This window comes from Streptomyces sp. NRRL F-2664 (assembly GCF_000719345.1).
Classification (GTDB): domain Bacteria; phylum Actinomycetota; class Actinomycetes; order Streptomycetales; family Streptomycetaceae; genus Streptomyces.
This window is the reverse complement of sequence record NZ_JOFX01000005.1, coordinates 29,787-50,553: the sequence shown is the minus strand read 5'-3', so window position 1 is coordinate 50,553 and position 20,767 is coordinate 29,787. Positions and strand designations below refer to the sequence as shown.

Below are 20,767 nucleotides of genomic sequence, written 5' to 3'. Positions count from 1 at the left end.
CGCCCCCGGGGGTTCTCCGGGTCCGACGGGCCCGGCCCGGGGTCTGCCCGCTCAGTCCGCGGACGGGGCCAGCACCACGAAGTCGGCGCCCGCCGGGTCGAGGCAGACGGCCAACCGCCCGACGCCCTCGGCGTCCTCCGGGCCCATCTGCACGCTGCCGCCGTTCCCGGTGACCGCAGCCACCGCGGCGTCGCAGTCGGTGACGGCGAACACCGGGTGCCAGTACGGCCGCCCGTCCGCCAGCGCCAGGTGCTCGGCGGGCAGTTCCATCACGCCGCCGTGCATGCGCTCCGCCGGCTGCCCGGCAGGAGTGACCAAGGAGTACGTGCCTCCGCCGTCCGGCAGCTCCATGTCGCTGAACCACCAGCCGAAGACCCCGCCGTAGAAGTCCTTGGATGCCGCGGCGTCGCTCGTGTACAGCTCCGTCCACGAGAGCGAGCCCGGCTGGTCCACCAGGTCGACGCCCTTGCTGGTGCCCGGCTGCCAGACGGCGAACTGGCCCCCCAGCGGGTCGCTGTACTGCGCCATGCGCCCCCACTCGTCCAGGTCCCTCGGTGCCACCCGCACCGTGCCGCCGGCGCGTTCGACGGCCTCTGTGGTGGCATCCGCGTCGGGGACGCTGTAGTAGATCATCCAGGCCGGACGGGCCCCCTCCTCCGTGAGCCTCCCGAGCCCGGCGACGATCTTCCCGTCCTTGCGGAACATCCCGCCCTCCATCTCCTCCCCCTCGCCCATGGACTCGTACTCCCAGCCCAGTACGGCGCCGTAGAACGCCGCCGCGGCGGGTACGTCGGGAACGCCCAGGTCGATCCAGCAGGGGGCGCCGGCGGCGAAATCAGTGGTGATCATGGTGTTTCCTCCCGTGGGGCGCTGACGGCGCCGCGCTACCGCAGTTCGGACAGGTCGACCGTGTCGCCGGGGGCCGGGGGCTGGGCCCGGACGGGCTCGTCGAAGGCGGAGAAGGTGGCCTGCACGCGCTCGCCGGACGCTTTCGCACCCTGGATGCGCAGGAGGTAGGGCTCGTCCTGCGTCGACACCTCATAGGTGCCCGTGTCACCGCCGCGCTTGCCGGTGACCGTGATGGCCGGACGGCCGTCGACGGTGGTGGTCGGGCCCTTCGTAAGCCGCTCGCCCGCCGGCTTCGCGGAGAACTCCTTTTTGAAGTGGTCGAGATCGCAGAACTGGGCGAAGTCGCGCAGCATGGCGTTGTCCGTGGTGCCGTGGAGGTAGCGGCCGTCGATGAGCGCGATCGCGTCCTCGGCCGCGGCGCCCGGGGCCTGTGCCCGCAGCAGTTCGTCGTCGAGCTTCATCCACACGTCGTCGCCGCGTTTGATGACCTCGGCCCGGCCGGAGCCGCCGGGGGGTGTGACGCTGCCGACGCAGCTGCCCGCCTCGTCGAAGCGGATGTCCAGGCCGGTGGTGCCGGCCCCCTCGGTCACCTTGGCCACCATGCGCATGGAGGTGACCTCGGACATGGCCTTGCGCGAGGCGTCGGCGATGGCCTGCGCGCTCTTGTCGGCCATGCCGTTGTCGTCGGCCAGGGCGGCGCCGGTACCGGCGCCCGCGAACACGATCAGACAGACGGTTCCCGCAGCCGCGCGGTGCGCGACGGCTGCTGCCCGGGGTGCGGACATCGGGCGTCACCTCCCTCGGGCCGCCGCCGGGTGGCGCCGCATGCCCTCCGGGCACGGCCGGTCACCGCATCAGCGTAGGTCCGCGCAGCGCCCCCCGCAGCCCGGGCGGTCTCAGACCGCGCCCACCGGCCCGAAGCGGGGCGGACCGGCCCGCGCGCGCCTGACCTCGTAGAAGCCCGGCACGCCGGCCAGCAGCAGCAGGCCGTCCCACAGCCGGCCGGCCGCCTCGCCGGTGGGCGCGGGGGAGACGACCGGGCCGAAGAAGCCCACGCGTTCGCCGTCCGGCCGGACGACCGACACCACCGGGGTTCCCGCATCCGCACCGGCCAGCGCGACGGCCTGCGCGTGCGAGGACCGCACCGCCCCGTCGTACGCGGTCGAGCCGGCAGCCTGCGCCATCCGCCGGGGCAGCCCGGCATCGGCCAGGGCACCCGCCAGGTTCCCCCAGTCGCCCCGGAGGTGAAAACGGGTGCCCATCGCCGTGAGAAGGTCACCGAGCGCCTGCCGGCCGAACCGCTCCTCCACCGCGGCGCAGACCCGCACCGGCCCCCACAGGTACTCCTCCCACTCACCCTCCGGGCTGTCGTCCCGGTGCTCGTTGAGCACCGACAGGCTCATCACCCGCCAACGGACGGTCACCGGCCGCACCCTGGTGACGTCCACCAGCCACCGCGAGGTGATCCACGTGTACGGGCAGACGGGGTCGAACCAGAAGTCCGCGGTCCGTCGTTCGCTCGCCAACGCTCGGCACTCCTCGCCCTGCGGCCCTTCAGACGGAGACCGCCCCGGCCCAGCCCCGGTCGACGGTCCGGGCCGCCTTCTCCTGCTGGGCCTCCGTCGGGAACTGCGGCGTGCCCTCCACCGTCGGCAGCTTCTCCGCCGCGGCCCTGTCGAGCGTGCCGTTCTCCTCCATGGCCTCCATCAGCACGGGGCGAGCGTAGGCCATGAGCCGGAGGTTCTGGCCCTCCGGGCTGAAGAGGTACTCCTGCCACAGCCGGGCCGCGGCGGGATGCGGGGCGTCCTTGTTGATGCCCTGCGCGTAGTACTGGGCGAAACTGCCGTCGAAGGGGATGGCGGTGCGCCAGTCCACGTCCGCGCCCTTCCTGCGGAAGTCGTCGGCGTACCCGAGGTTGAGGAAGTCCCAGTCGATGCTGATCGGGGTCTGCCCCTTCTCGATCGTGGCCGGGGTGGATTCGACCGGGATGAAGTTGCCGCTCCGGCTCAGCTCGGCGAAGAAGTCGATGCCGGGCTGGATGTTGTCGAAGGAGCCCCCGTTCGCGAGGGCCGCCGCATAGACCCCGGCGAAGGCCGAGCCGGACTGCGTGGGGTCGCCGTTGAGGGCGACCTGCCCCTTGTACTCGGGCCGGCGCAGGTCGGCGAAGGTCGACGGGCAGGTCTTCACGCGCTTGGCGTCGCAGCCGATCGAGACGTAGCCGCCGTAGTTGTTGTACCAGCGCGCCCGCGGGTCCTTCTGCTCGTCGGGGATGTCGTCGTACGGAGCCACCTGGTACGGGGCGAGCAGCCCCTCCCGGGCCGCGGCCGGCCCGAAGGTGCCGCCGACGTCGACCACGTCGGGGGCGGTCCCGTCGCGCCGGTGCTCCTGGAGCGCCTCCACCTCGTCCTGGCTGGAACCCTCCGGGTTCTCCACCGAGACCTCGATCCCGTACTTCTTCTCGAAGCCGTCGATCAGGGCCCCGTAGCCCGCCCAGTCCCGCGGCAGTGCGATGGTGTTGAGCGCCCCCTCCTTCCGGGCCGCCGCCGTCAGGGCCGCCATGCCGCCCGCATCCGCGGCGGAGGTGGCCACCGCGGGGGCCCTGGGTGCTGCGGGGGGCCTGTCCCCGCAGGCGCCGAGCGGCCCCGCGGCGAGGGCGAGGCAGACGGCGACGGCGGCTGTCCGGAGACGAGGTGCGGGCACAAAGGCTCCATAACGGGCGGCGCGTACTGATCCAGGGCCAGCGTACGTGCGGCGGCCGCGACCGCGCAGTCCCTACAGCTCGCGCCCGCGGACTGTCCTCCGGCCGACCTACGGGGGCGGTCCCCGCCGGTGCTCCGGGCCGACGTGCGGGGGCGGTTCCGGCCGGTGCTCCGGGCCGACGTGCGGGGGCGGTCCGGGCCGGTCCCACGGCCGACGTACGGGGGGCGTCCCCCCCCGGCCTCAGAACGTCTCGTCGTCCCAGGCGGCGAGCAGCGCCGCCCCCAGGTCCTCGCCGGAACCGGCCGGGCCGGTATGGAGGGCCTGCTCACTCCAGATGATCTTTCCGCGGGCGGTGTAGCGGGTGCCCCACCGCTCGGCGAACTGGGCGACGAGGAACAGCCCGCGGCCTCCCTCGTCGGTGGCCTCCGCCCGGCGCAGGTGCGGGGAGGTGCTCGACCCGTCGGACACCTCGCAGATCAGGCTGCGGTCGTGCAGCAGCCGCACCCGGATGGGCTGCGACCCGTAGCGGACGGCATTGGTGATCAACTCGCTGAGGATGAGCTCGGTGGTGAAGGCGATGTCCTCCAGACCCCAGTCCGCCAGCCGGCGGGCGCAGGCGCTGCGCACCGGCGACACCGCCGCCGGATCCGACGGCACGTCCCACTCGGCGATCCGGCCCGGGTCCAGGCGGCGCGTCCGGGCGACCAGCAGCGCGATGTCGTCCCTCTGCCCGCTGGGCAGCATCGCGCCGATCACCGCGGCGCAGGTCTCCTCCGGAGTCCGCGCCGGCCCGGCCAGCGCGTCGCCCAGCGCCGCGAGACCCGCGTCGACGTCGCGGTCGCGGCTCTCCAGCAGTCCGTTGGTGAAGAGCACCAGCTGGGCCCCCTCCGGAACGGTCAGCGCCGCCGTCTCCATGGGCATGCCGGCGCCCAGCCCCAGCGGCGGCGAGACCGGCAGCTCCGGGAAGGACACGGCGCCGTCGGGATGGACGACGGCGAGGCCCGGGTGGCCTGCGGTGGCGGCCGTCACCTGTCCGGAGACGGAGTCGTAGACCGCGCACAGGCAGGTGGCGCCGGTGAGCCCCTGCCACTCCGGCTCGCCGGCGTCCTCGTCGGTGTCGATGTGGGCGACCAGCTCGTCCAGGTGGCTCAGCAGCTCGTCCGCGGGCAGGTCGAGCGTGGAGAAGTTGTGCATGGCGGTACGCAGCCGGCCCATCGTGGCCGCGGCGTGCAGGCCGTGCCCGACGACGTCGCCGACCACGAGGGCCACCCGGGCGCCGGGCAGCGGGATGACGTCGAACCAGTCGCCGCCCACCCCCGCCTGCGCCGGCAGGTAGCGGTGGGCCACCTGGACCGCGGACTGGTCCGGTACGCCCCGCGGCAGCAGGCTGCGCTGCAGCGTGACCGCCATGGTGTGCTCGCGCGTGAAGCGACGGGCGTTGTCGATCGACAGAGCCGCCCGGGCGGTCAGCTCCTCGGCGAACGACACGTCCTCCTCCTCGAACGGGGGCGAGGAGTCCACCCGCCAGTAGCCCGCCATCCCCAGCAGGACACCGCGGGCCCGCAGCGGTACGACGATCAGGGAGTGCACTCCCTGATCCAGCATGCGCCGGGAACGGACGGGGTCCTGCGCCATCCAGTCGCGCGTGGCCCGCAGGTCCGCCAGCCGTACCGCCTGCTCGCCGGCGACCCCGATCGCCATGGGGCTGGTCGGTACGAAGCGGATCAGTTCGCCGACGGGGTAGAGGGGGTGCGTGCCCCGCGCCGCCACGACGGCCGTGCGGCGCATCTCGGTGCCCGGCTCGGGAGGCTCGTCGCCGTGCAGCACCGGGTCCAGCAGGTCCACCGAGGCGATGTCCGCGAACCGCGGGACCGCCACCTCCGCCAGCTCCCGGGCGGTGCGCTCCACGTCCAAGGTGGTCCCGATGCGGACCCCCGCGTCGTAGAGCAGTTTCAGCCGCTCGTGCGCCACCTCTGCGCGGCCGGACAGGGCTCGCAGCTCGGTGGTGTCCCGCAGGGTGACCACCGTGCCCGCCTGGCCGAAGGGGGCGGTGGGCCGGATGTTCACCGCCAGCAGCCGGTCCGCCGCCGGGTGCAGTTCGTCCGTCGCGGAACGGCCCGACGCGATCGACGCGGCGACGCCCTCCTCCAGGCCCAGCTCCGTGACGGGGCGGCCCTCGGCGTCCGGCGGCAGCTCCAGCAGCCGCCGCGCCTCGTCGTTCGCCAGCAGCAGGCGCCCGCCGCCACCGATGATCAGCACGCCCTCCCGTACCGCGTGCAGGACCGCGTCGTGGTGCTCGTACATCCGGGTCATCTCCGCCGGCCCCAGGCCGTGGGTCCGGCGCAGGAGCCGGCGGCCGACCAGGGCGGTGCCGCCCGCGGACAGCGCGAGCACCAGGGCCGCGGTGCCGATGACGACGGGCAGCTGCCGGTTCACCATGCTCTGCACGTTCGCGACCGTGACCGGGGAGGCCACGACGGCGATAACGCGGCCCTGGGCGTCCTTGACCGGAACCGCCGAGACCACGGACTGGCCCAGGGACCCCTTGAACGTCTCGGTGAAGGACGTGCCGGCCGCCGCCCTGGAGAAGGGCCCGACCACGCGCTTGCCGATCTGCCGCGGGTCGCTGTGGGCGATGGTGAGCCCGTCGAGGGTGTAGACGTTGATGCCGTCCACCCCGGCGATCTTCCGGGCCGCCTGGGCGCTCGGCTGCAGCAGCGCGCTCGGCCGGGGGCTGCGCAGGGCGGCGACGATGCCGGGGGACTCGGCGAACGTCCCCGCGGCGGCGAGGGTACGGTGCCGCGCGTCCAGCATGGCGTCGCTGCGGGCCTGCACCACCAGCGCCACCACCGCGGCGGCGACGAGGAGCACCACCACGACGAGCTGGAGCAGGAACACCTCGCCGGCCATGCTGCGCACGCTCAGCAGCGAGGACAGCCGCTGCGGCCGCCGGGCCCCGCCCGCCCACTCCTGCGCGGGATCCGGCTGCTCCTGCCGGTGTCCTGAGCGGGGACCTGGTGTGCCGGCCGAGGAGCGCTCGGCCGAGCCGGGCAGCACACGCCGCAGGTGTCCCAGGAAGACGCTCATAATCCATCTTCTAACCTCTGCGGCCCGTCGGCAGCGGGAGCGGCGCCGACCCGCCGCAGCGCGCCACCGCCACCCCGGACCGCTGACCGGGCGGGCGGGCGTCGCGGGCAGCGGGCGACCGCCGTGACCTGCGCGGAGGGGCCGGAGCGGCGACCGAGCGCCGCCTGGTGGCCTAGTCCCGCGCGCCGGTCGCCCCGTCCCTGCCCACAGTGGGTCCCACCAGACGCGACGGCGCCCGGCCCCCTCTCCTTGCGCGGGTGGACGGCGCCGGGCGCCGCAACCGGAAGAAGGCAGGGACACGATGAACAGTGCGGTACAGGTCGACCTGACGGGCAAACAGGCTCTGGTCACCGGCGGGGCCAGGGGGCTGGGCGCGGCCATCGCGCGGCGACTGGCCGCAGCCGGCGCATCCGTCCTGGTCGCCGACGTGCGCAAGGACCTCGCCCAGGAGCTCTGCGCGGACCTCGTGGTGGCGGGCGGCCGTGCCCGCTTCGTCGAGATGGACGTGTGCGACCCCGACGCGGTCGGGGCCGTCCTCGGGGAGGTCGAGGCGGAGGGCGGCCGGGTGGACGTCCTGGTCAACAACGCGGCGGTCGACGTGTCCAAGCCGGTGGAGCACCTGACCGCCGAGGAGGTCAGGCACGTGGTGACCACCAACCTGCTCGGCCCGATGTACCTGTGCCTGCACACCTACCGGCGCATGGTGGCCGCGGGCGGCGGCCACATTGTCAACATCCTCTCCACCGCCGCCAACCGGACCTGGACGGAAGCGGGCCCCTATGCGGCGAGCAAGTCCGGGCTGCGGGCGTTCACGCACACCCTCTTCAAGGAGGCGCAGCGGGACTGCACCGGAATCGGGGTCACGGGGATCATCGCCGGCGGCATGGAGACCGCGTTCATCATGGACCGGTTCCCCGACGCCGACACGGCGCTGCTCCAGAGCCCGGACGTCGTGGCCGACACGGTCATGTACGCACTGTCCGTGCCCGCCGGCAGCGTGGTCGGCGAGCTGGTCGTGGTGCCCCGCCGGGAACCCTCCTGGCCCTAGTGAGTGGTCGCACCCCGGGGGAGGGCCCGCCCGTGCTTTCCCCCTGGCGGCCGAACCTGCGGGCCCGTACCGGCCCGGTCGGGGCGGGGGGCGCCGTCCGGCTGTTAGCTTCGCCCGGTGGCAGCGGACCGACTGCGGAAGGACCACCCGGTGGGCGGCGCGGGAAGCACGTACCAGGGCGCCGGACAGCGCGCCCACATCGGTTCGTTCGCCTCCGGCGGTGGCCGCGGGATCACCACGGCGGCCGTCGACCCCGCCACGGGGGCGCTCACCGTACTGGGCGTCGTCGACGGCCTGGGGGACACCGCGTGCCTGGCCCTGTCCGCCGACCGGCGGGTGCTCTACGCCGCCGGAGGGACCGATCACGGGCTGGCGGCCGCCTACCGGATCACGGCAGACGGTCTCGCTCCGCTGGGACGGCCCGTCCCCGTCGACGGCCTCGGTCCCGCGTACGTGAGCGTCGTCGGGGACCGGCTGCTGATCGCCAACTACACGTCCGGCGACGTGAGCGCTCTGCGGATCGCGGCCGACGGCAGCCCGCAGGGCCCCGCCGCCGTCCTCGGCCACAGCGGCAGCGGCCCCGACCCCGAGCGGCAGGCCGGCCCGCACGCGCACCAGGTGACGCCTGATCCGAGCGGCCGCTGGGTGCTCAGCGTGGACCTCGGCACCGACTCGGTACGCGTGTGCGCGCCCGGCCCGGCCGGCGGCCCGCTCCGCGTGTCCGCCGAGACGCCGCTGCGTCCCGGGAGCGGTCCCCGGGAAGTGGTCTTCCACCCCCGCGGTGACGTGGCGTACGTGATCCACGAGCTGGAAGCGCAGCTGACCGTCTGCCGGTGGGACGCCCGCGCCGGGCGCCTGGAGCCGACCGGGGAGGTCGCGCTGGGCTCGGGCGGCGCCGCGGCCGACGCCCGGGAGTACCCCTCGGTCGCGCTCGTGTCGCGGGACGGCGCATGCGTGTGGGCGGCGATCCGGGGCAGCAACCTCATCGCCACCCTGTCGCTGTCCGACGGCCCCGAGAAGCCGCGGATCACGGACGTCGTGGACTGCGGCGGCCAGTGGCCGCGGCATCTCGCGGCCGGCTCCTCGGGCCGCCACCTGTACGTGTCCAACGAGTGGTCCGGCGACATCACCTGGTTCGACACCGACCCCGCGACGGGGCGCCTGCACCCGGCCGGCAGGCTGGACGTCCCGGCCGCCGCCTGCCTCGTCCTCTCCTGAACGCGCCCGCCGTCACCCGATTGCCCGTCCCTGCGTGCTCCTGCGGGCCGGCTCGCGCAGGCTGGTGGCCGTACCTGCGGGCTCCTTCCGGCGTGAGCGGGGCATCCGTCACCCCTCCCGGTCGCTGCGCCCCGCGCCCTTCCTGTCGCACGAGGAGATCGCCATGGGCCCGTCCGATGTGCCGCGCTGGGAGCACGCCGTCGTCACCGGCGGTGCGGGCTTCGTCGGCTCCCACCTCTGCTCCGCCCTGTTGGCGCAGGGGACGGCCGTCACCTGCGTCGACGACTTCAGCACGGGGCGGCCCGAGAACATCGCGGAGCTGGCGGACCGTCCCGGATTCGCCGTGCTGGAGACGAACGTCTCGCAGTCCCTCGGCGTACGGAGGGACCCGGACCTCGTGCTGCACCTGGCCTCCCCGGCTTCCCCCGCCGACTACCTCCGGCTGCCGCTCCACACGCTGGAGGCGGGAAGCCTCGGCACGCGCAACGCCCTGGAGCTGGCCCGCCGCAGCGGCGCCCGCTTCGTCCTCGCCTCCACGTCCGAGGTCTACGGGGATCCGCAGGAGCACCCCCAGAACGAGCGGTACTGGGGGCACGTCAACCCCGTCGGCCCCCGGAGCGTCTACGACGAGGCCAAGCGCTTCGGCGAGGCGCTGACCAGCGCCCACGTCTCGGCCCTCGGTACGGACGCGTGCATCGTGCGGCTGTTCAACACCTATGGTCCGCGCATGCGGGGCCATGACGGGCGCGCCGTTCCCACGTTCATCCGCCAGGCGCTGGCGGGGACCCCGCTGACCGTCACCGGCGACGGGCTGCAGACCCGTTCGCTGTGCTATGTCGAGGACACTGTCGCCGGCATCCTCGCGGCGGCCGACCACGGGATGCGGGGGCCCGTCAACCTCGGCAATCCCGACGAGCTCACCATGCTGGAGCTCGCCCGGTGGATCGTCGAACTGACCGGCTCCTCCTCGGAGATCACCTTCATCGAGCGGCCGACCGACGACCCGAGCGTGCGCTGCCCGGACATCACGCTGGCGCGGGACAAGCTCCAGTGGGAGCCGCGCGTGGCGGCCGAGGACGGGCTGCGCCGCACGATCGCCTGGTTCCGCGCGGCAGGCGACCGCTGACTTTTTCGGCTCCCTCGTGCTTCACCGGCGGCCGCGTCCCCTGCCCGGTCCCGCCCGGTCCCCCCAGCCGAAAGGGCACTTCCCCGATGCGCATTCTCGGAATCAACGCGCTCTTCCACGACCCTTCCGCCGCCCTCGTCATCGACGGCCGTACGGTCGCCGCCGCCGAGGAGGAACGATTCTCCCGTCGAAAGCACGGCAAGCGGCCGGTGCCCTTCTCCGCCTGGGAGCTGCCGGAGCAGGCCGCGGCCTGGTGCCTGAAGCGAGCCGGTCTGCGTCCGCAGGACCTCGACGCCGTGGCGTACTCCTACGACCCCGCACTGGCGCGGCCGACCGACGCCATGGGGCTGGACGACCCGTGGGACCACCTGCGCCAGACCTACGCGCGCGAGGCGCCGGGGTTCCTTGCCACCGCCCTGCCCGGCCTCGATCCCGCTCTCGTGCGCTTCGTTCCGCACCACATGGCCCATGCCGCGTCCGGCGCGTTCGCGGCCGACGGCGCGGAGCGCAGCTCCGTCCTGGTCCTCGACGGACGCGGTGAACGCGCTTCGCACCTGGCGGCCCGCCGGACGGGCGACGCGCTGGAGCCGCTGCACGCACAGGACCTCCCGCACTCGCTCGGGCTGGTCTACGAAGAACTCACCGATTACCTGGGCTTCTTGAGGTCGTCCGACGAATTCAAGGTGATGGCGCTCGCCTCCCACGGAAGCCCGCGGATGCTGGCCGAGCTGCGCCGCTACGTGTACCCGACGGGCGACGGCGGCTTCCACGCCACCGGCGTCCCCTGGAGCGAGTTCTGCCCGCCCCGCGGCGCGGACGAGCCGTGGACGGGGGCCCACGCCGACCTCGCCGCCAGCGCCCAGGCCGTCCTGGAGGAGACGCTGCTGGACCTGGTCCGCTGGCTCCACGGCCGCACCCACGACGACGTGCTCACCCTGGCCGGGGGCGTCGCGCTGAACTGCGTGGCCAACTCCCGCATCGCCCGCGAGGGCCCGTTCTCCCGCGTGTGGGTCCAGCCCGCCGCCGGAGACGCGGGAACGGCGCTCGGATCGGCTCTGCTCCTGGCCGCCGGGGCGGGCGACACCCTCGAACCCATGGCCGGCGCGGATCTCGGCCGCGACTGGTCCGACGCCGAGCTCGGCGCCTGGCTCAAGACGGCCGGAGTCCCCTTCGAGCGCCCCGCGGACATCGCGGCCACCGTCGCCGAAGCGCTCGCCGACAACGCCATCGTGGCCTGGTTCCAAGGGCGTTCCGAGTTCGGACCGAGGGCCCTCGGACACCGCTCGCTGCTGGCCCATCCCGGCCACGCGGGCAACCTGGAGCGTCTCAACGACGTCAAGGGCCGTGAGCAGTTCCGCCCCGTGGCCCCCATGGTGATCGCCGAGCGGGCCGCCGAGATCTTCGACGGACCGCTGCCCAGCCCGTACATGCTGTTCGTGCACGACGTGGCCGCCGATTGGCGCGAGCGCATCCCGGCCGTCGTCCACGTCGACGGAACGGCCCGCATCCAGACCGTGGACCCGCAGCGCGAGCCCCTGGTCGCACGGATGCTCACCGAGTTCGAACGGCGCACCGGACTGCCGGTGGTCGTCAACACCAGCCTGAACACCGCCGGGCGGCCGATGGTCGACGACCCCCGGGACGCCCTGGAGTGCTTCGGATCGTCACCGGTGGACCTGCTGGCGATCGGGCCGTTCGCCGTCCGCCGCGGCTCCGTCTTCCGTGCCGGAGAGGAAGGTTGACCGCCATGCCCCCGGCAGCCGTGCTCCCACCCGCGTACGCGATCGTCGTGCCCACCCTCGGCCGGCCGAGCCTCAGGGCCTGCCTGGACGCCGTGGCGGCCGCGACGGCGGACGGGCACCGACCGGTACGGATCGTTCTCGTACACGACCGTCCCGGCCCGGACGGCACCCTGCCGGCCCTGGACGTCCCCCCGGCGCTCCGGCCGATCACCACCGTCGTGGCCGGCCGGGCCCGCGGCCCCGCGGCCGCCCGCAACACGGGCATGCGGGCAGCCGGCCCGGTGCCCTGGATCGTGTTCCTCGACGACGACGTGGTGCCCGGGCCCGGCTGGGGCGACGACCTGGCGCGTGACCTGGTGTCGGCCTCCGGTGACACCGCGGCCGTCACGGCGCGCATCGACGTCCCCCTGCCCCCCGGCCGCCGCCCCACCGACTGGGAGCGCAACACCGCAGGACTGGCCACCGCCCGCTGGATCACCGCGGACATGGCCTTCCGCCGAGAGGCGCTGGAGGCCGCGGGCGGCTTCGACGAGCGCTTCCGGCGCGCCTTCCGCGAGGATGCCGAGCTGGCCCTGCGCCTGATCGAGGGCGGCTGGGTCCTCGCACCGGGGCGCCGCCGTACCACGCATCCGGTCCGCCCCGCCGATCGCTGGATCTCGGTGAGGCTCCAGGCTGGCAACGCCGACGACGTCCTCATGGGCCGACTGCACGGTCGCGACTGGTGGGGCCGGGCAGGCGCCCCCCGCGGGCGGCTGCCGCGCCATGCCGCCGTGACCGCGGCCGCTGCCGCCGCCGCCGGCTGTGCGCTGATCGGCAGAAGGCGGGCCGCCGCGTGGTGCGCCGCCGGCTGGGCGGCGGGGACCGCCGAGTTCGCCGTGGCGCGGATCGCGCCCGGTCCCCGTACCCGGGCCGAGGTCGTCACCATGGCCGTCACCAGCGCGGTCATCCCCGCATGGGCGGTCTGGCACTGGCTGCGCGGCACGCTTGTGCACCGCCGTGTCCGCCGGGCGGATCCGGCGGGGCCGCCCGGGACGTGCCCGGCCGCTCTGCGGGAGGCTCTCCGCGAGCAGGTGCGGTCATGAGGCCGCAGCCCGTCACGAACCCACCCGCCCACACGGCCCCGGCCCCCACCGTCCCCTGGCTGTGGGGCCGCCCGGGTGCGGCCCGGACCCCGTACCGGCCGGGGCGGGGCGACCGGCTCCCGGATGCGGTCCTCTTCGACCGTGACGGCACCCTCGTCACCGACGTCCCGTACAACGGCGACCCCGCCCGGGTCACTCCCATGCCCACGGCACGCGCCGCCGTGACCGCACTGCGCGCACGCGGAGTGCCCGTCGGCGTCGTGAGCAACCAGTCGGGCGTCGCACGCGGACTCCTGACCGAGGAGCACGTCAGGGCGGTGCGCCGACGCGTGGACGAACTCTTCGGTCCCTTCGACGTGTGGGCCGTGTGCCCCCACGGCCCCGGAGACGGCTGCGGCTGCCGCAAGCCCGCACCCGGCCTGATCCTCGCCGCATGCGAGCGGCTCGGCGCCGCCCCCGAACGCACCGTCGTCGTCGGTGACATCGGCGCCGACGTGCGGGCCGCCTCGGCCGCCGGGGCGCGCGGGGTGCTGGTGCCCACCCCCGTGACCCGCCCCGAGGAGATCGCGGCGGCGGGGGAGACGGCGCGCGACCTGCTCACCGCCGTCCGCCTGGTCTGCCCCGCGGCCGGCCCCGGCGGGGACGCCGCCGCCACCCCCGGACCGGCGCGGGAGCGCCCCCGCGCCGTCGGTGGTGGCGGATGAACGCCCCGCTGAACGCCCCGCGCAGTCTCGTCGTACGCCTCGACAGCGCCGGGGACGTGCTGCTGGCCGGTCCCGCTGTGCGCGCAGTGGCGGCAGGCTCCTCCCACACCACGCTGCTCTGCGGGCCGCAGGGTGTCGCGGCGGCGCGCCTGCTGCCCGGCGTGGACCAGGTGCTGGTCTACGAAGCGCCCTGGGTGGGACTGGAGCCGGGGCGCACCTCACGCGAGGAGTGCGGCCTGCTGGTCGACGCCCTGGCCGCCGGCCGCTTCGACCGCGGCGTGATCCTGGTGTCCCACCACCAGAGCCCGCTGCCGGCGGCCCTGCTGCTCGCGCTCGCGGGAGTGGAGCAGGTCGCGGCCGACTGCGAGGAGTACCCGGGGTCCCTGCTCGCGCTGCGCCACCACCGGCTGCCGGACCGGCACGAGGCGGACGCGGCCCTCGACCTGGTGCGCGACTTCGGTTTCGCGCTGCCGGCCGGCGACGACGGCGCACTGCAGGTGCGCGTCCCGCCCGACACGACCCGCTTGACGGGTCCCGAACCGTACGTGGTGCTGCATCCGGGAGCCGCCGTGGCCGCCCGGGCCTGGAGCCCGGCCAGGGCGACGCGCGCCGCGGCAGCCCTGCACGAGGCGGGCCACCGGGTGGTCGTCACCGGCAGTCCGGCGGAGAAGGCGCTGACCGCCGAGGTGGCCGGGCGGCACGGGCTCGACCTGGGCGGCGTCACGGCCGACCTGCACGAACTGGCCGGGGTCCTGACCGCCGCGCAGGTCGTGGTGGCCGGCAACACGGGCCCCGCCCATCTGGCCGCCGCCGTGGGCACGCCCGTGGTGTGCCTGTTCGCACCCGTGGTGCCGGCCGTCCGCTGGCGGCCCTACCGGGTGCCGCACGTGCTCCTCGGCGACCAGCGGGCCCCGTGCGCCGAGAGCAGGGCGCGGGTCTGCCCCGTGGCGGGCCACCCGTGCCTGGACTCGGTGCACGACGACGAGGTGCTGGCGGCCGTCGCCGGGCTCCTCACGGGCAGCCCGCCGGACGGCCGCGGACCGCGACCGCCCGAGCCGAGCGGGACCGACGGAGGAGTGAGCGCATGAACATCCTGCTGTGGCACGTGCACGGATCCTGGACGACCGCGTTCGTCCAGGGACCGCACACCTACCTCGTACCGGTCACCCCGGACCGGGGGCCCGACGGGCTGGGCCGCGCCCGCACCTTCACCTGGCCCGACGCGGTACGGGAGGTCACCCCGGCCGAACTGGCCGACACCCCGGTGGACCTCGTCGTGCTCCAGCGGCCCCACGAGATGGAGCTGGCCGAGCGCTGGCTGGGCCGCCGGCCCGGACGCGACGTGCCCGCCGTGTACCTGGAGCACAACGCCCCGGACGGCGACGTACCGGGCACCCGCCACCCCTGCGCGGACCGGGACGACCTGACGCTCGTCCACGTCACCCACTTCAACCGGCTCTTCTGGGACAACGGTGCCACCCGCACCGAAGTCGTCGAACACGGCATCGTGGACCCCGGACACCTCTACACCGGTGTGCTCCCCCGCGCGGCCGTGGTCACCAACGAACCGATCAGGCGGGGCCGGTACACCGGAACCGACCTGCTGCCCGAGCTGGCGCGGGCGGCGCCGCTGGACGTCTTCGGCATGCGCACCCAGGGCATCGCCGAGCACCTGGGCCTGCCCGACGAGCGGTGCCGCGCCCACGAGCTGCCCCAGCGGGAGCTGCACACGGCGATGGCGCAGCGCCGCGTCTACCTGCACCCCGTGCGCTGGACCTCGTTGGGACTGTCGCTGCTGGAGGCCATGCACCTGGGCATGCCCGTCGTGGCGCTGGCGGCCACGGAGGCCGTGGAGGCCGTCCTGCCCGGCACCGGGGTCCTGTCCACCCGGCCCGAGGTGCTGGCCCGGGCCCTCGTCCACTACCTCAACGAACCCCAGGCGGCCGCCGAGGACGGCGCGCGCGCCCGCCAGGCCGCGCTCGAACGGTACGGCCTCAAACGCTTCCTCGCCGACTGGGAGCGCCTGATGACGGAGGTACGGTCATGACACCCCCCACCGCCCGTCCGATACGGTCGCCCCACCGGACCCGGCCCCTGTCGCTGGCCCTGGTCTCCGAGCACGCGAGCCCCCTCGCGACGCTCGGCGGTGTCGACGCCGGCGGCCAGAACGTGCACGTGGCCTGCCTGGCCGGGGCGCTCGCCGACCGCGGCCACCGCGTCACGGTGTACACGCGACGGGATGCCCGGGCGCTGCCGACCACCAGCCGATTGCGCCCGGGGGTGACGGTCCACCACGTGCCGGCCGGACCGGCCGAGCAGCTGCCCAAGGACGAACTGCTGCCGCACATGCGGGAGTTCGCCTACTACCTGATGCAGCACTGGCAGGAGGCCGGTCCGCCGGACCTCGTCCACTCGCACTTCTGGATGTCGGGGCTCGCCTCGCTGGCGGCGGCGCGGGAACTCCGCCTGCCGATGCTGCACACCTACCACGCGCTGGGCACCGTCAAGCGGCGGCACCAGGGCGCGGACGACACCAGTCCGCCCTCGCGCATCGACTGCGAGCGGGAGATCGGATTCGGCTGCGACCGGGTCGTGGCGACCTGCCGCGACGAGGTCGCCGAACTGGTCCGGATGGGCCTGCCCGAGGACAGGGCCGATGTCGTCCCCTGCGGCGTGGACACCGAGCGCTTCCGGCCGGACGGACCGGTCGCCGAACGCGGAACCGCCTACCGCCACCGGTTGCTGCAACTCGGACGCCTCGTTCCCCGCAAGGGGGCGGCCCTGTCCATCACCGCTCTCGCCGACCTGCCGGACGCGGAACTGCTGATCGCCGGCGGGCCCCCGCCCGACCTGCTCGACTCCGACCCCGAGGTGCGGCGACTGCGCGCCGTCGCCCAGGGGGCGGGCGTCCTCGACCGCGTGCGCTTCCTCGGCGCGGTGCCCTGCGACCGCGTGCCGGGCCTGCTGCGCAGCGCCGACGTCGTGCTGTGCCCGGCCGACTACGAGCCCTTCGGCATCGTGCCGCTGGAGGCCATGGCCTGCAGCCGGCCGGTCGTCGCCAGCGCCGTCGGCGGCCAGCAGGACACCGTCGCCGACCGCGAGACCGGACGCCTCGTGCCGCCCGGAGACGCCCGCGCCCTTGCGGCGGCCACGGCCGAGCTGCTCGCCGACGGCACGGTGCGCCGGGCCTACGGGGCAGCCGGACGGCGGCGCGTCCTGAGCCGGTACGGCTGGCCCCAGGTAGCCGCCGCGACGGAACGGTCCTACCGATCGGTGCTCGCCGGGCGGCTCGTGGTCGCCGGGACGAGGACATGAGCCCCTGCCGCTGACCCGTGCTGCCTCTGCCCGACGAACCCCTCCGGTCGGTCACGACCGGAGACGGTGTCCGTGCCGTACCGACTGCCTGAAGGAGGTGGGGTGCGGACCGCTCCCGCGAGCGGCCGCCCCGACGCCATGAGCCGATCTCCCGCAACCACAGGAGCCCAACAGCACTGCCAGGAACTGGAGGACGCGCTGCACCGCCTGCGCGACCACGGTCTGGACCAGCTCGCCCACTGGGGTCGCCGGCTCGCCGCGGTGCTGCCCGCAGGAGGCCGCCTCCTCGCGGCCGGCAACGGCGGAAGTGCTGCCCAGGCACAACACCTGACCGCCGAACTGGTCGGCCGCTACCGCGCGGAGCGGCCGGCCTACTCGGCCATCGCCCTGCACGCCGAGACGTCCAGCGTCACCGCGATCGGCAACGACTACGGGTTCGAGCAGGTCTTCGCCCGACAGGTCGCGGCACACGGCCGGGACGGTGACGTCCTGGTCCTGCTGTCGACGTCGGGGCGCAGCGGCAACCTGCTGTCGGCCGCGATGACGGCCCGCGCCGCGGGGCTGGAGGTCTGGGCCCTCACGGGAGCCGCCCCCAACCCCCTGGCGGAGGCGGCCGACCAGGCCCTGTGCATCGACGCCGCCTCGACGGCGACCGTGCAGGAGGCCCACCTGGTGGCCGTGCACCTGCTGTGCGAGTCCTTCGACGCGGCCCTCGCCCCCTCGGCCACCGCCACCGTCAGGACCGCGCCCCGGCGCGCCGTCGCCGCCGTCCGGAGGACCCGATGACCGGGCGCCAACCGCTGGTCGTGGTCGGCGACGTCCTGCTCGACCGCGACGTCCGGGGGAGCGCGTCCCGTCTCGCCCCGGACGCCCCGGCGCCCGTGGTCGACGTCACGGACGACCTCGCACGCCCCGGAGGAGCGGGATTGGCCGCGGTGCTGGCCGCCCGTTCCGGCCGGGACGTCGTCCTGGTCACGGCACTGGGCCGGGACGGCGCCAGCAACCGCGTGCGGGAGGCACTGGACGGCCGTGTCCGGCTGGTCGAGCTCCCGCTGGACGGCTCCCTGCCGATCAAGACACGGGTACTGGCCGACGGCCGGCCCCTGGTCCGGATCGACCGGGGCGGCGGCCGGGTCGCCTCCGTCAGCGCCGCCGCGGGCCGGGCGCTGGCCGACGCGCACGCCGTCCTCGTGGCGGACTACGGCCGGGGCACCGCCCAGGCGCTGCATCCCCTGCTGGCCGACACGGCCCGCCGGGTCCCCCTCGTGTGGGACCCGCACCCGCGGGGCGGACCACCCGTGCCCGGAGCCCGCCTGGTCACGCCGAATGCCGCCGAGGCGACCGCGCTGTGCCCCGACGAGGGGGACTCCCTGGCCGCGCACTCCCGGCGCGGCGCGGAACTCGCGAAGCGGTGGGGTGCCGCTGCGGTGGCCGTGACCCTCGGCGAGCGGGGGGTCCTGCTGACCCGGCCCCTCGCCGAGGCTCCGATGCTCGTACCGTCCCCGTACCGTGCGGTGGGCGACCCGTGCGGAGCGGGCGACTGCTTCGCCGCCGTGGCGGCCTGCGCCCTCGCGGACGGAGGCCTGCCGGAGGAGGCGGTACAGCAGGCGGTGGCCGCGGCCGCCGCTTTCGTCGCGGCCGGCGGTGCCTGCGACCCCGCCCTGTGGCAGACGCCATACGCCGCCGGCCCCGCCCGGCCGGCGGGTGGCGACGCGTTCGCGACGGCTGCGCGCATCCGGGCCCGCGGCGGAACGGTGGTCGCCACGGGCGGCTGCTTCGACCTGCTCCACGCCGGTCACGTCGGCCTCCTGGACAGCGCGCGCCGGATCGGCGACTGCCTGATCGTCTGCGTCAACTCGGACGCCTCGCTGCGGCGGTTGAAAGGGCCCGGCCGCCCGCTGAACCCGCTGGAGGACCGGGTACGGGTGCTGGCGGCGCTCGGCAGCGTCGACGCCGTCGTGGCGTTCGAGGAGGACACGCCGGAGTCCCTGCTGGGCCGGCTGCGGCCGGACGTGTGGGTCAAGGGCGGCGACTACTCGGCCGACGACCTCCCGGAGGCTCGGGCGCTGCGCGCCTGGGGCGGCCAGGCCGTCGTCCTGCCCTACCTGGACGGCCGCTCCACGACCGGCCTCGCCGATCGCGCCGCGCGGGCCGCCGGAGGTGCCCGTCCCGCGGTGCCCTGAGCGGGCGCGACCAGGCCCGCGCGTGCGTCCCGGCCGCGACCGGCACGCACGCGCGCCGAACCCCTCCCGGTCAGGCGGCGGTGCTCAGCCGTGCCCGGACGGGCAGGGCCGCCTCGGGCACCGGCACCAGGGCCGCGCCGGGGGCCTTGCGGCCCTTCAGCAGGTACCCCGTGCTCACGAACGCCGCGATGGCCAGCCCGCCCACGATCAGCGTGGCCCGTACGCCGGCCAGCTCCATGAAGAGTCCGAGCAGGGGAGGCGCCGCCAGGCCCCACACGGTGCGGATGCTGGACCAGGCGCCGAGCACCCGGCCCCTCATGTGGGCGGGCGGGTCGGTCTGGAGCACCGTGGACTGCGCGGTGTCCCCGACGGATTCCGCCACCGCCATGGGCAGGACGAGGACCAGGAGCACCAGGAGGGACGGGGTCAGGCCGGCGAGGACCTGCAGGAGGGCCCCGGCCAGGGTGAGAGCGGCCACCATGCGCACGCTCGGCCTGCGCAGCCGGGCGCCGAGGACCGCACCGACGATCCCGCCGACGGCCAGGACCGTGGAGACCTTGCTGAAGGCAGCCGCGTCCCCGGCGAGGGGCCCGGTGACCAGGACCACCAGGGTGAGGGAGTAGTTGCGGCCGAACAGCGCACTGACGCCGTTGAGGGCGGCGAGGGCGACCAGCCGCGGGCGCCGCATGAAGAACGCGAGTCCCTCCCGGGCGCTCATGCCCCCTGCCGCGGCCGGGTCGGACGCCGGCGGGGCGGCGGGAGCGGGCAGCCCCGGCCCGGTCGCCCCGCGGGGGCGCGCCGCCTTGAGGAACGGGATGACACAGGCCACGAAGAGGAACGACAGGCCGTTGGCCGCGTAGGCCGCCGCCGTACCGAGGAAGCCGACGGCCACGCCGGCGAGTGCGGCGCCCGCCAGTCGCCCGGCGCTGTGGACCAGCGAGCCGACCCCGATGGCGGACGGCACGTCCGCGGCCCGCACGAGATCGTTGCCGAGCAGCGCACACGCGGGACCGTCGACGGTGGCGATCAGACCGGTCACCGCGGCCAGCACCAGCAGCACCGGCAGGTCGAGGCGGCCCAGCGCGACGAGCACCGCCGTCACCAGCGCCACCGCACCGAGCAGGGCCTGCGCGACGGCGGCGGTCAGCTTGAGGGGCCAGCGGTCGACGGCCGCGCCGCCGGCCAGGCCGAGGAGCAGGCCGGGTGCCATCTGGAGGGACACGGACAGGCCGGTGGCGGCGGCCGATCCCGTGATCTGGAGGACCAGGAGGTTCTGCACCGTCAGCTGCATCCAGGTGCCCGCGTTGGACACGAAGTTCGCGACGGCCCACCAGCGCATGCTGCGGTAGCGCAGGGACCGCCACGGAGAGCGGTCGGCGGAGGGGGCGGCGGTCGCGGCGCAGGAGGATGCGGAGGCGGCAGCGGCAGGAGTGGAGGGAGTGGCAGACACAGAAAGGACCCAGGACGGAGCGCGAAGCGCGAAGGACGGCAGGCGGCGGGGCGGAAAACGGGCGCTCCGCACCGCCGACGCGCACGGCGGCGCCCGGCAGCAGAAAGAGGGGGAGGAACGGCCCCGACCATGGTGGCAGAACTGCTCGACCCGAACGGTGCTCCCCGCCGCCCGACGGCCCGCCCACAGCGCCCTGCGCCCTGGTCTGCCAAGGCCTGCGCGGGAAACGGTGTGTTTGCTCACACGGGCCCTCCGGCACCGGC

General features: G+C 75.1%; 17 protein-coding genes. 11 read left to right on the top strand and 6 right to left on the bottom strand.

Annotated elements, in window-relative coordinates; translation table 11 throughout:
• Positions 1 to 51 precede the first annotated feature (51 nt).
• From IF89_RS0107545 to IF89_RS0107525, 5 genes are all read right to left on the bottom strand, one after another.
• Positions 52 to 849, bottom strand: a complete 798-nt coding sequence (locus tag IF89_RS0107545; protein ID WP_030763027.1) for a VOC family protein — start codon at positions 847 to 849, stop codon at positions 52 to 54.
• A gap of 35 nt (positions 850 to 884) precedes the next feature.
• Positions 885 to 1,634, bottom strand: coding sequence for a hypothetical protein (locus IF89_RS0107540; protein ID WP_030763024.1), 750 nt, complete (start codon positions 1,632 to 1,634; stop codon positions 885 to 887).
• Positions 1,635 to 1,745: 111 nt separating this feature from the next.
• Positions 1,746 to 2,375 (bottom strand): DsbA family protein, encoded by a 630-nt coding sequence (locus IF89_RS0107535; protein WP_030763022.1) that lies wholly within the window; start codon positions 2,373 to 2,375, stop codon positions 1,746 to 1,748.
• 28 nt (positions 2,376 to 2,403) lie between these two features.
• Positions 2,404 to 3,549: an ABC transporter substrate-binding protein gene (locus IF89_RS0107530; RefSeq protein WP_030763021.1), complete on the bottom strand. Its 1,146-nt coding sequence runs from the start codon at positions 3,547 to 3,549 to the stop codon at positions 2,404 to 2,406.
• A gap of 240 nt (positions 3,550 to 3,789) precedes the next feature.
• Positions 3,790 to 6,459 carry a SpoIIE family protein phosphatase gene (locus IF89_RS0107525; protein WP_051806893.1) on the bottom strand — a complete coding sequence of 890 codons (2,670 nt, stop codon included), beginning with the start codon at positions 6,457 to 6,459 and terminating at the stop codon, positions 3,790 to 3,792.
• A gap of 478 nt (positions 6,460 to 6,937) precedes the next feature.
• Between IF89_RS0107525 and IF89_RS0107520 the strand changes: the two genes are divergently transcribed.
• From IF89_RS0107520 to rfaE2, 11 genes are all read left to right on the top strand, one after another.
• On the top strand, positions 6,938 to 7,684 hold the full coding sequence (locus IF89_RS0107520) for an SDR family oxidoreductase (protein WP_030763017.1): 747 nt from the start codon (positions 6,938 to 6,940) through the stop codon (positions 7,682 to 7,684).
• Between the two features lie 117 nt (positions 7,685 to 7,801).
• On the top strand, positions 7,802 to 8,902 hold the full coding sequence (locus IF89_RS0107515) for a lactonase family protein (protein ID WP_234327690.1): 1,101 nt from the start codon (positions 7,802 to 7,804) through the stop codon (positions 8,900 to 8,902).
• Positions 8,903 to 9,065: 163 nt separating this feature from the next.
• Positions 9,066 to 10,028 carry an NAD-dependent epimerase/dehydratase family protein gene (locus IF89_RS0107510; protein WP_030763013.1) on the top strand — a complete coding sequence of 321 codons (963 nt, stop codon included), beginning with the start codon at positions 9,066 to 9,068 and terminating at the stop codon, positions 10,026 to 10,028.
• Positions 10,029 to 10,114: 86 nt separating this feature from the next.
• Positions 10,115 to 11,770: a carbamoyltransferase gene (locus IF89_RS0107505; protein ID WP_030763010.1), complete on the top strand. Its 1,656-nt coding sequence runs from the start codon at positions 10,115 to 10,117 to the stop codon at positions 11,768 to 11,770.
• A gap of 5 nt (positions 11,771 to 11,775) precedes the next feature.
• Entirely contained in the window at positions 11,776 to 12,852 is a 1,077-nt protein-coding gene (locus IF89_RS0107500) for a glycosyltransferase family 2 protein (RefSeq protein WP_030763007.1), read from the top strand.
• Positions 12,849 to 13,556, top strand: coding sequence for a D-glycero-alpha-D-manno-heptose-1,7-bisphosphate 7-phosphatase (locus IF89_RS37790; RefSeq protein WP_051806868.1), 708 nt, complete (start codon positions 12,849 to 12,851; stop codon positions 13,554 to 13,556). The genes IF89_RS0107500 and IF89_RS37790 overlap by 4 nt, the downstream gene beginning before the upstream one ends.
• On the top strand, positions 13,553 to 14,644 hold the full coding sequence (locus IF89_RS0107490) for a glycosyltransferase family 9 protein (protein ID WP_051806867.1): 1,092 nt from the start codon (positions 13,553 to 13,555) through the stop codon (positions 14,642 to 14,644). The genes IF89_RS37790 and IF89_RS0107490 overlap by 4 nt, the downstream gene beginning before the upstream one ends.
• Positions 14,641 to 15,603: a glycosyltransferase gene (locus tag IF89_RS0107485; protein WP_030763000.1), complete on the top strand. Its 963-nt coding sequence runs from the start codon at positions 14,641 to 14,643 to the stop codon at positions 15,601 to 15,603. The genes IF89_RS0107490 and IF89_RS0107485 overlap by 4 nt, the downstream gene beginning before the upstream one ends.
• Positions 15,600 to 16,871 (top strand): glycosyltransferase, encoded by a 1,272-nt coding sequence (locus IF89_RS0107480; protein WP_051806866.1) that lies wholly within the window; start codon positions 15,600 to 15,602, stop codon positions 16,869 to 16,871. The genes IF89_RS0107485 and IF89_RS0107480 overlap by 4 nt, the downstream gene beginning before the upstream one ends.
• A 138-nt stretch (positions 16,872 to 17,009) precedes the next feature.
• Entirely contained in the window at positions 17,010 to 17,657 is a 648-nt protein-coding gene (locus tag IF89_RS0107475) for a D-sedoheptulose-7-phosphate isomerase (protein WP_030762996.1), read from the top strand.
• Positions 17,654 to 19,054, top strand: a complete 1,401-nt coding sequence (rfaE2, locus tag IF89_RS0107470; protein WP_030762994.1) for a D-glycero-beta-D-manno-heptose 1-phosphate adenylyltransferase — start codon at positions 17,654 to 17,656, stop codon at positions 19,052 to 19,054. Before IF89_RS0107475 ends, rfaE2 begins: the two co-directional genes overlap by 4 nt.
• A gap of 70 nt (positions 19,055 to 19,124) precedes the next feature.
• On the opposite strand, the gene IF89_RS0107465 is transcribed toward rfaE2, so the two are convergent.
• Positions 19,125 to 20,393 carry an MFS transporter gene (locus IF89_RS0107465; RefSeq protein WP_030762992.1) on the bottom strand — a complete coding sequence of 423 codons (1,269 nt, stop codon included), beginning with the start codon at positions 20,391 to 20,393 and terminating at the stop codon, positions 19,125 to 19,127.
• Positions 20,394 to 20,767: the final 374 nt, after the last annotated feature.

What these genes read in the sequence shown, in the direction of transcription:
- rfaE2 (WP_030762994.1), top strand. Translation starts at nt 17,654, where the DNA reads ATGACCGGGCGCCAACCGCTGGTCGTGGTCGGCGACGTCCTGCTCGAC.
- IF89_RS0107525 (WP_051806893.1), bottom strand. Translation starts at nt 6,459, where the DNA reads ATGGCCGGCGAGGTGTTCCTGCTCCAGCTCGTCGTGGTGGTGCTCCTC.
- IF89_RS0107475 (WP_030762996.1), top strand. Translation starts at nt 17,010, where the DNA reads ATGAGCCGATCTCCCGCAACCACAGGAGCCCAACAGCACTGCCAGGAA.
- IF89_RS0107480 (WP_051806866.1), top strand. Translation starts at nt 15,600, where the DNA reads ATGACACCCCCCACCGCCCGTCCGATACGGTCGCCCCACCGGACCCGG.
- IF89_RS0107520 (WP_030763017.1), top strand. Translation starts at nt 6,938, where the DNA reads ATGAACAGTGCGGTACAGGTCGACCTGACGGGCAAACAGGCTCTGGTC.
- IF89_RS0107510 (WP_030763013.1), top strand. Translation starts at nt 9,066, where the DNA reads ATGGGCCCGTCCGATGTGCCGCGCTGGGAGCACGCCGTCGTCACCGGC.
- IF89_RS0107485 (WP_030763000.1), top strand. Translation starts at nt 14,641, where the DNA reads ATGAACATCCTGCTGTGGCACGTGCACGGATCCTGGACGACCGCGTTC.
- IF89_RS0107545 (WP_030763027.1), bottom strand. Translation starts at nt 849, where the DNA reads ATGATCACCACTGATTTCGCCGCCGGCGCCCCCTGCTGGATCGACCTG.
- IF89_RS0107465 (WP_030762992.1), bottom strand. Translation starts at nt 20,393, where the DNA reads ATGCGCTGGTGGGCCGTCGCGAACTTCGTGTCCAACGCGGGCACCTGG.
- IF89_RS0107500 (WP_030763007.1), top strand. Translation starts at nt 11,776, where the DNA reads ATGCCCCCGGCAGCCGTGCTCCCACCCGCGTACGCGATCGTCGTGCCC.
- IF89_RS37790 (WP_051806868.1), top strand. Translation starts at nt 12,849, where the DNA reads ATGAGGCCGCAGCCCGTCACGAACCCACCCGCCCACACGGCCCCGGCC.
- IF89_RS0107540 (WP_030763024.1), bottom strand. Translation starts at nt 1,634, where the DNA reads ATGTCCGCACCCCGGGCAGCAGCCGTCGCGCACCGCGCGGCTGCGGGA.
- IF89_RS0107490 (WP_051806867.1), top strand. Translation starts at nt 13,553, where the DNA reads ATGAACGCCCCGCTGAACGCCCCGCGCAGTCTCGTCGTACGCCTCGAC.
- IF89_RS0107505 (WP_030763010.1), top strand. Translation starts at nt 10,115, where the DNA reads ATGCGCATTCTCGGAATCAACGCGCTCTTCCACGACCCTTCCGCCGCC.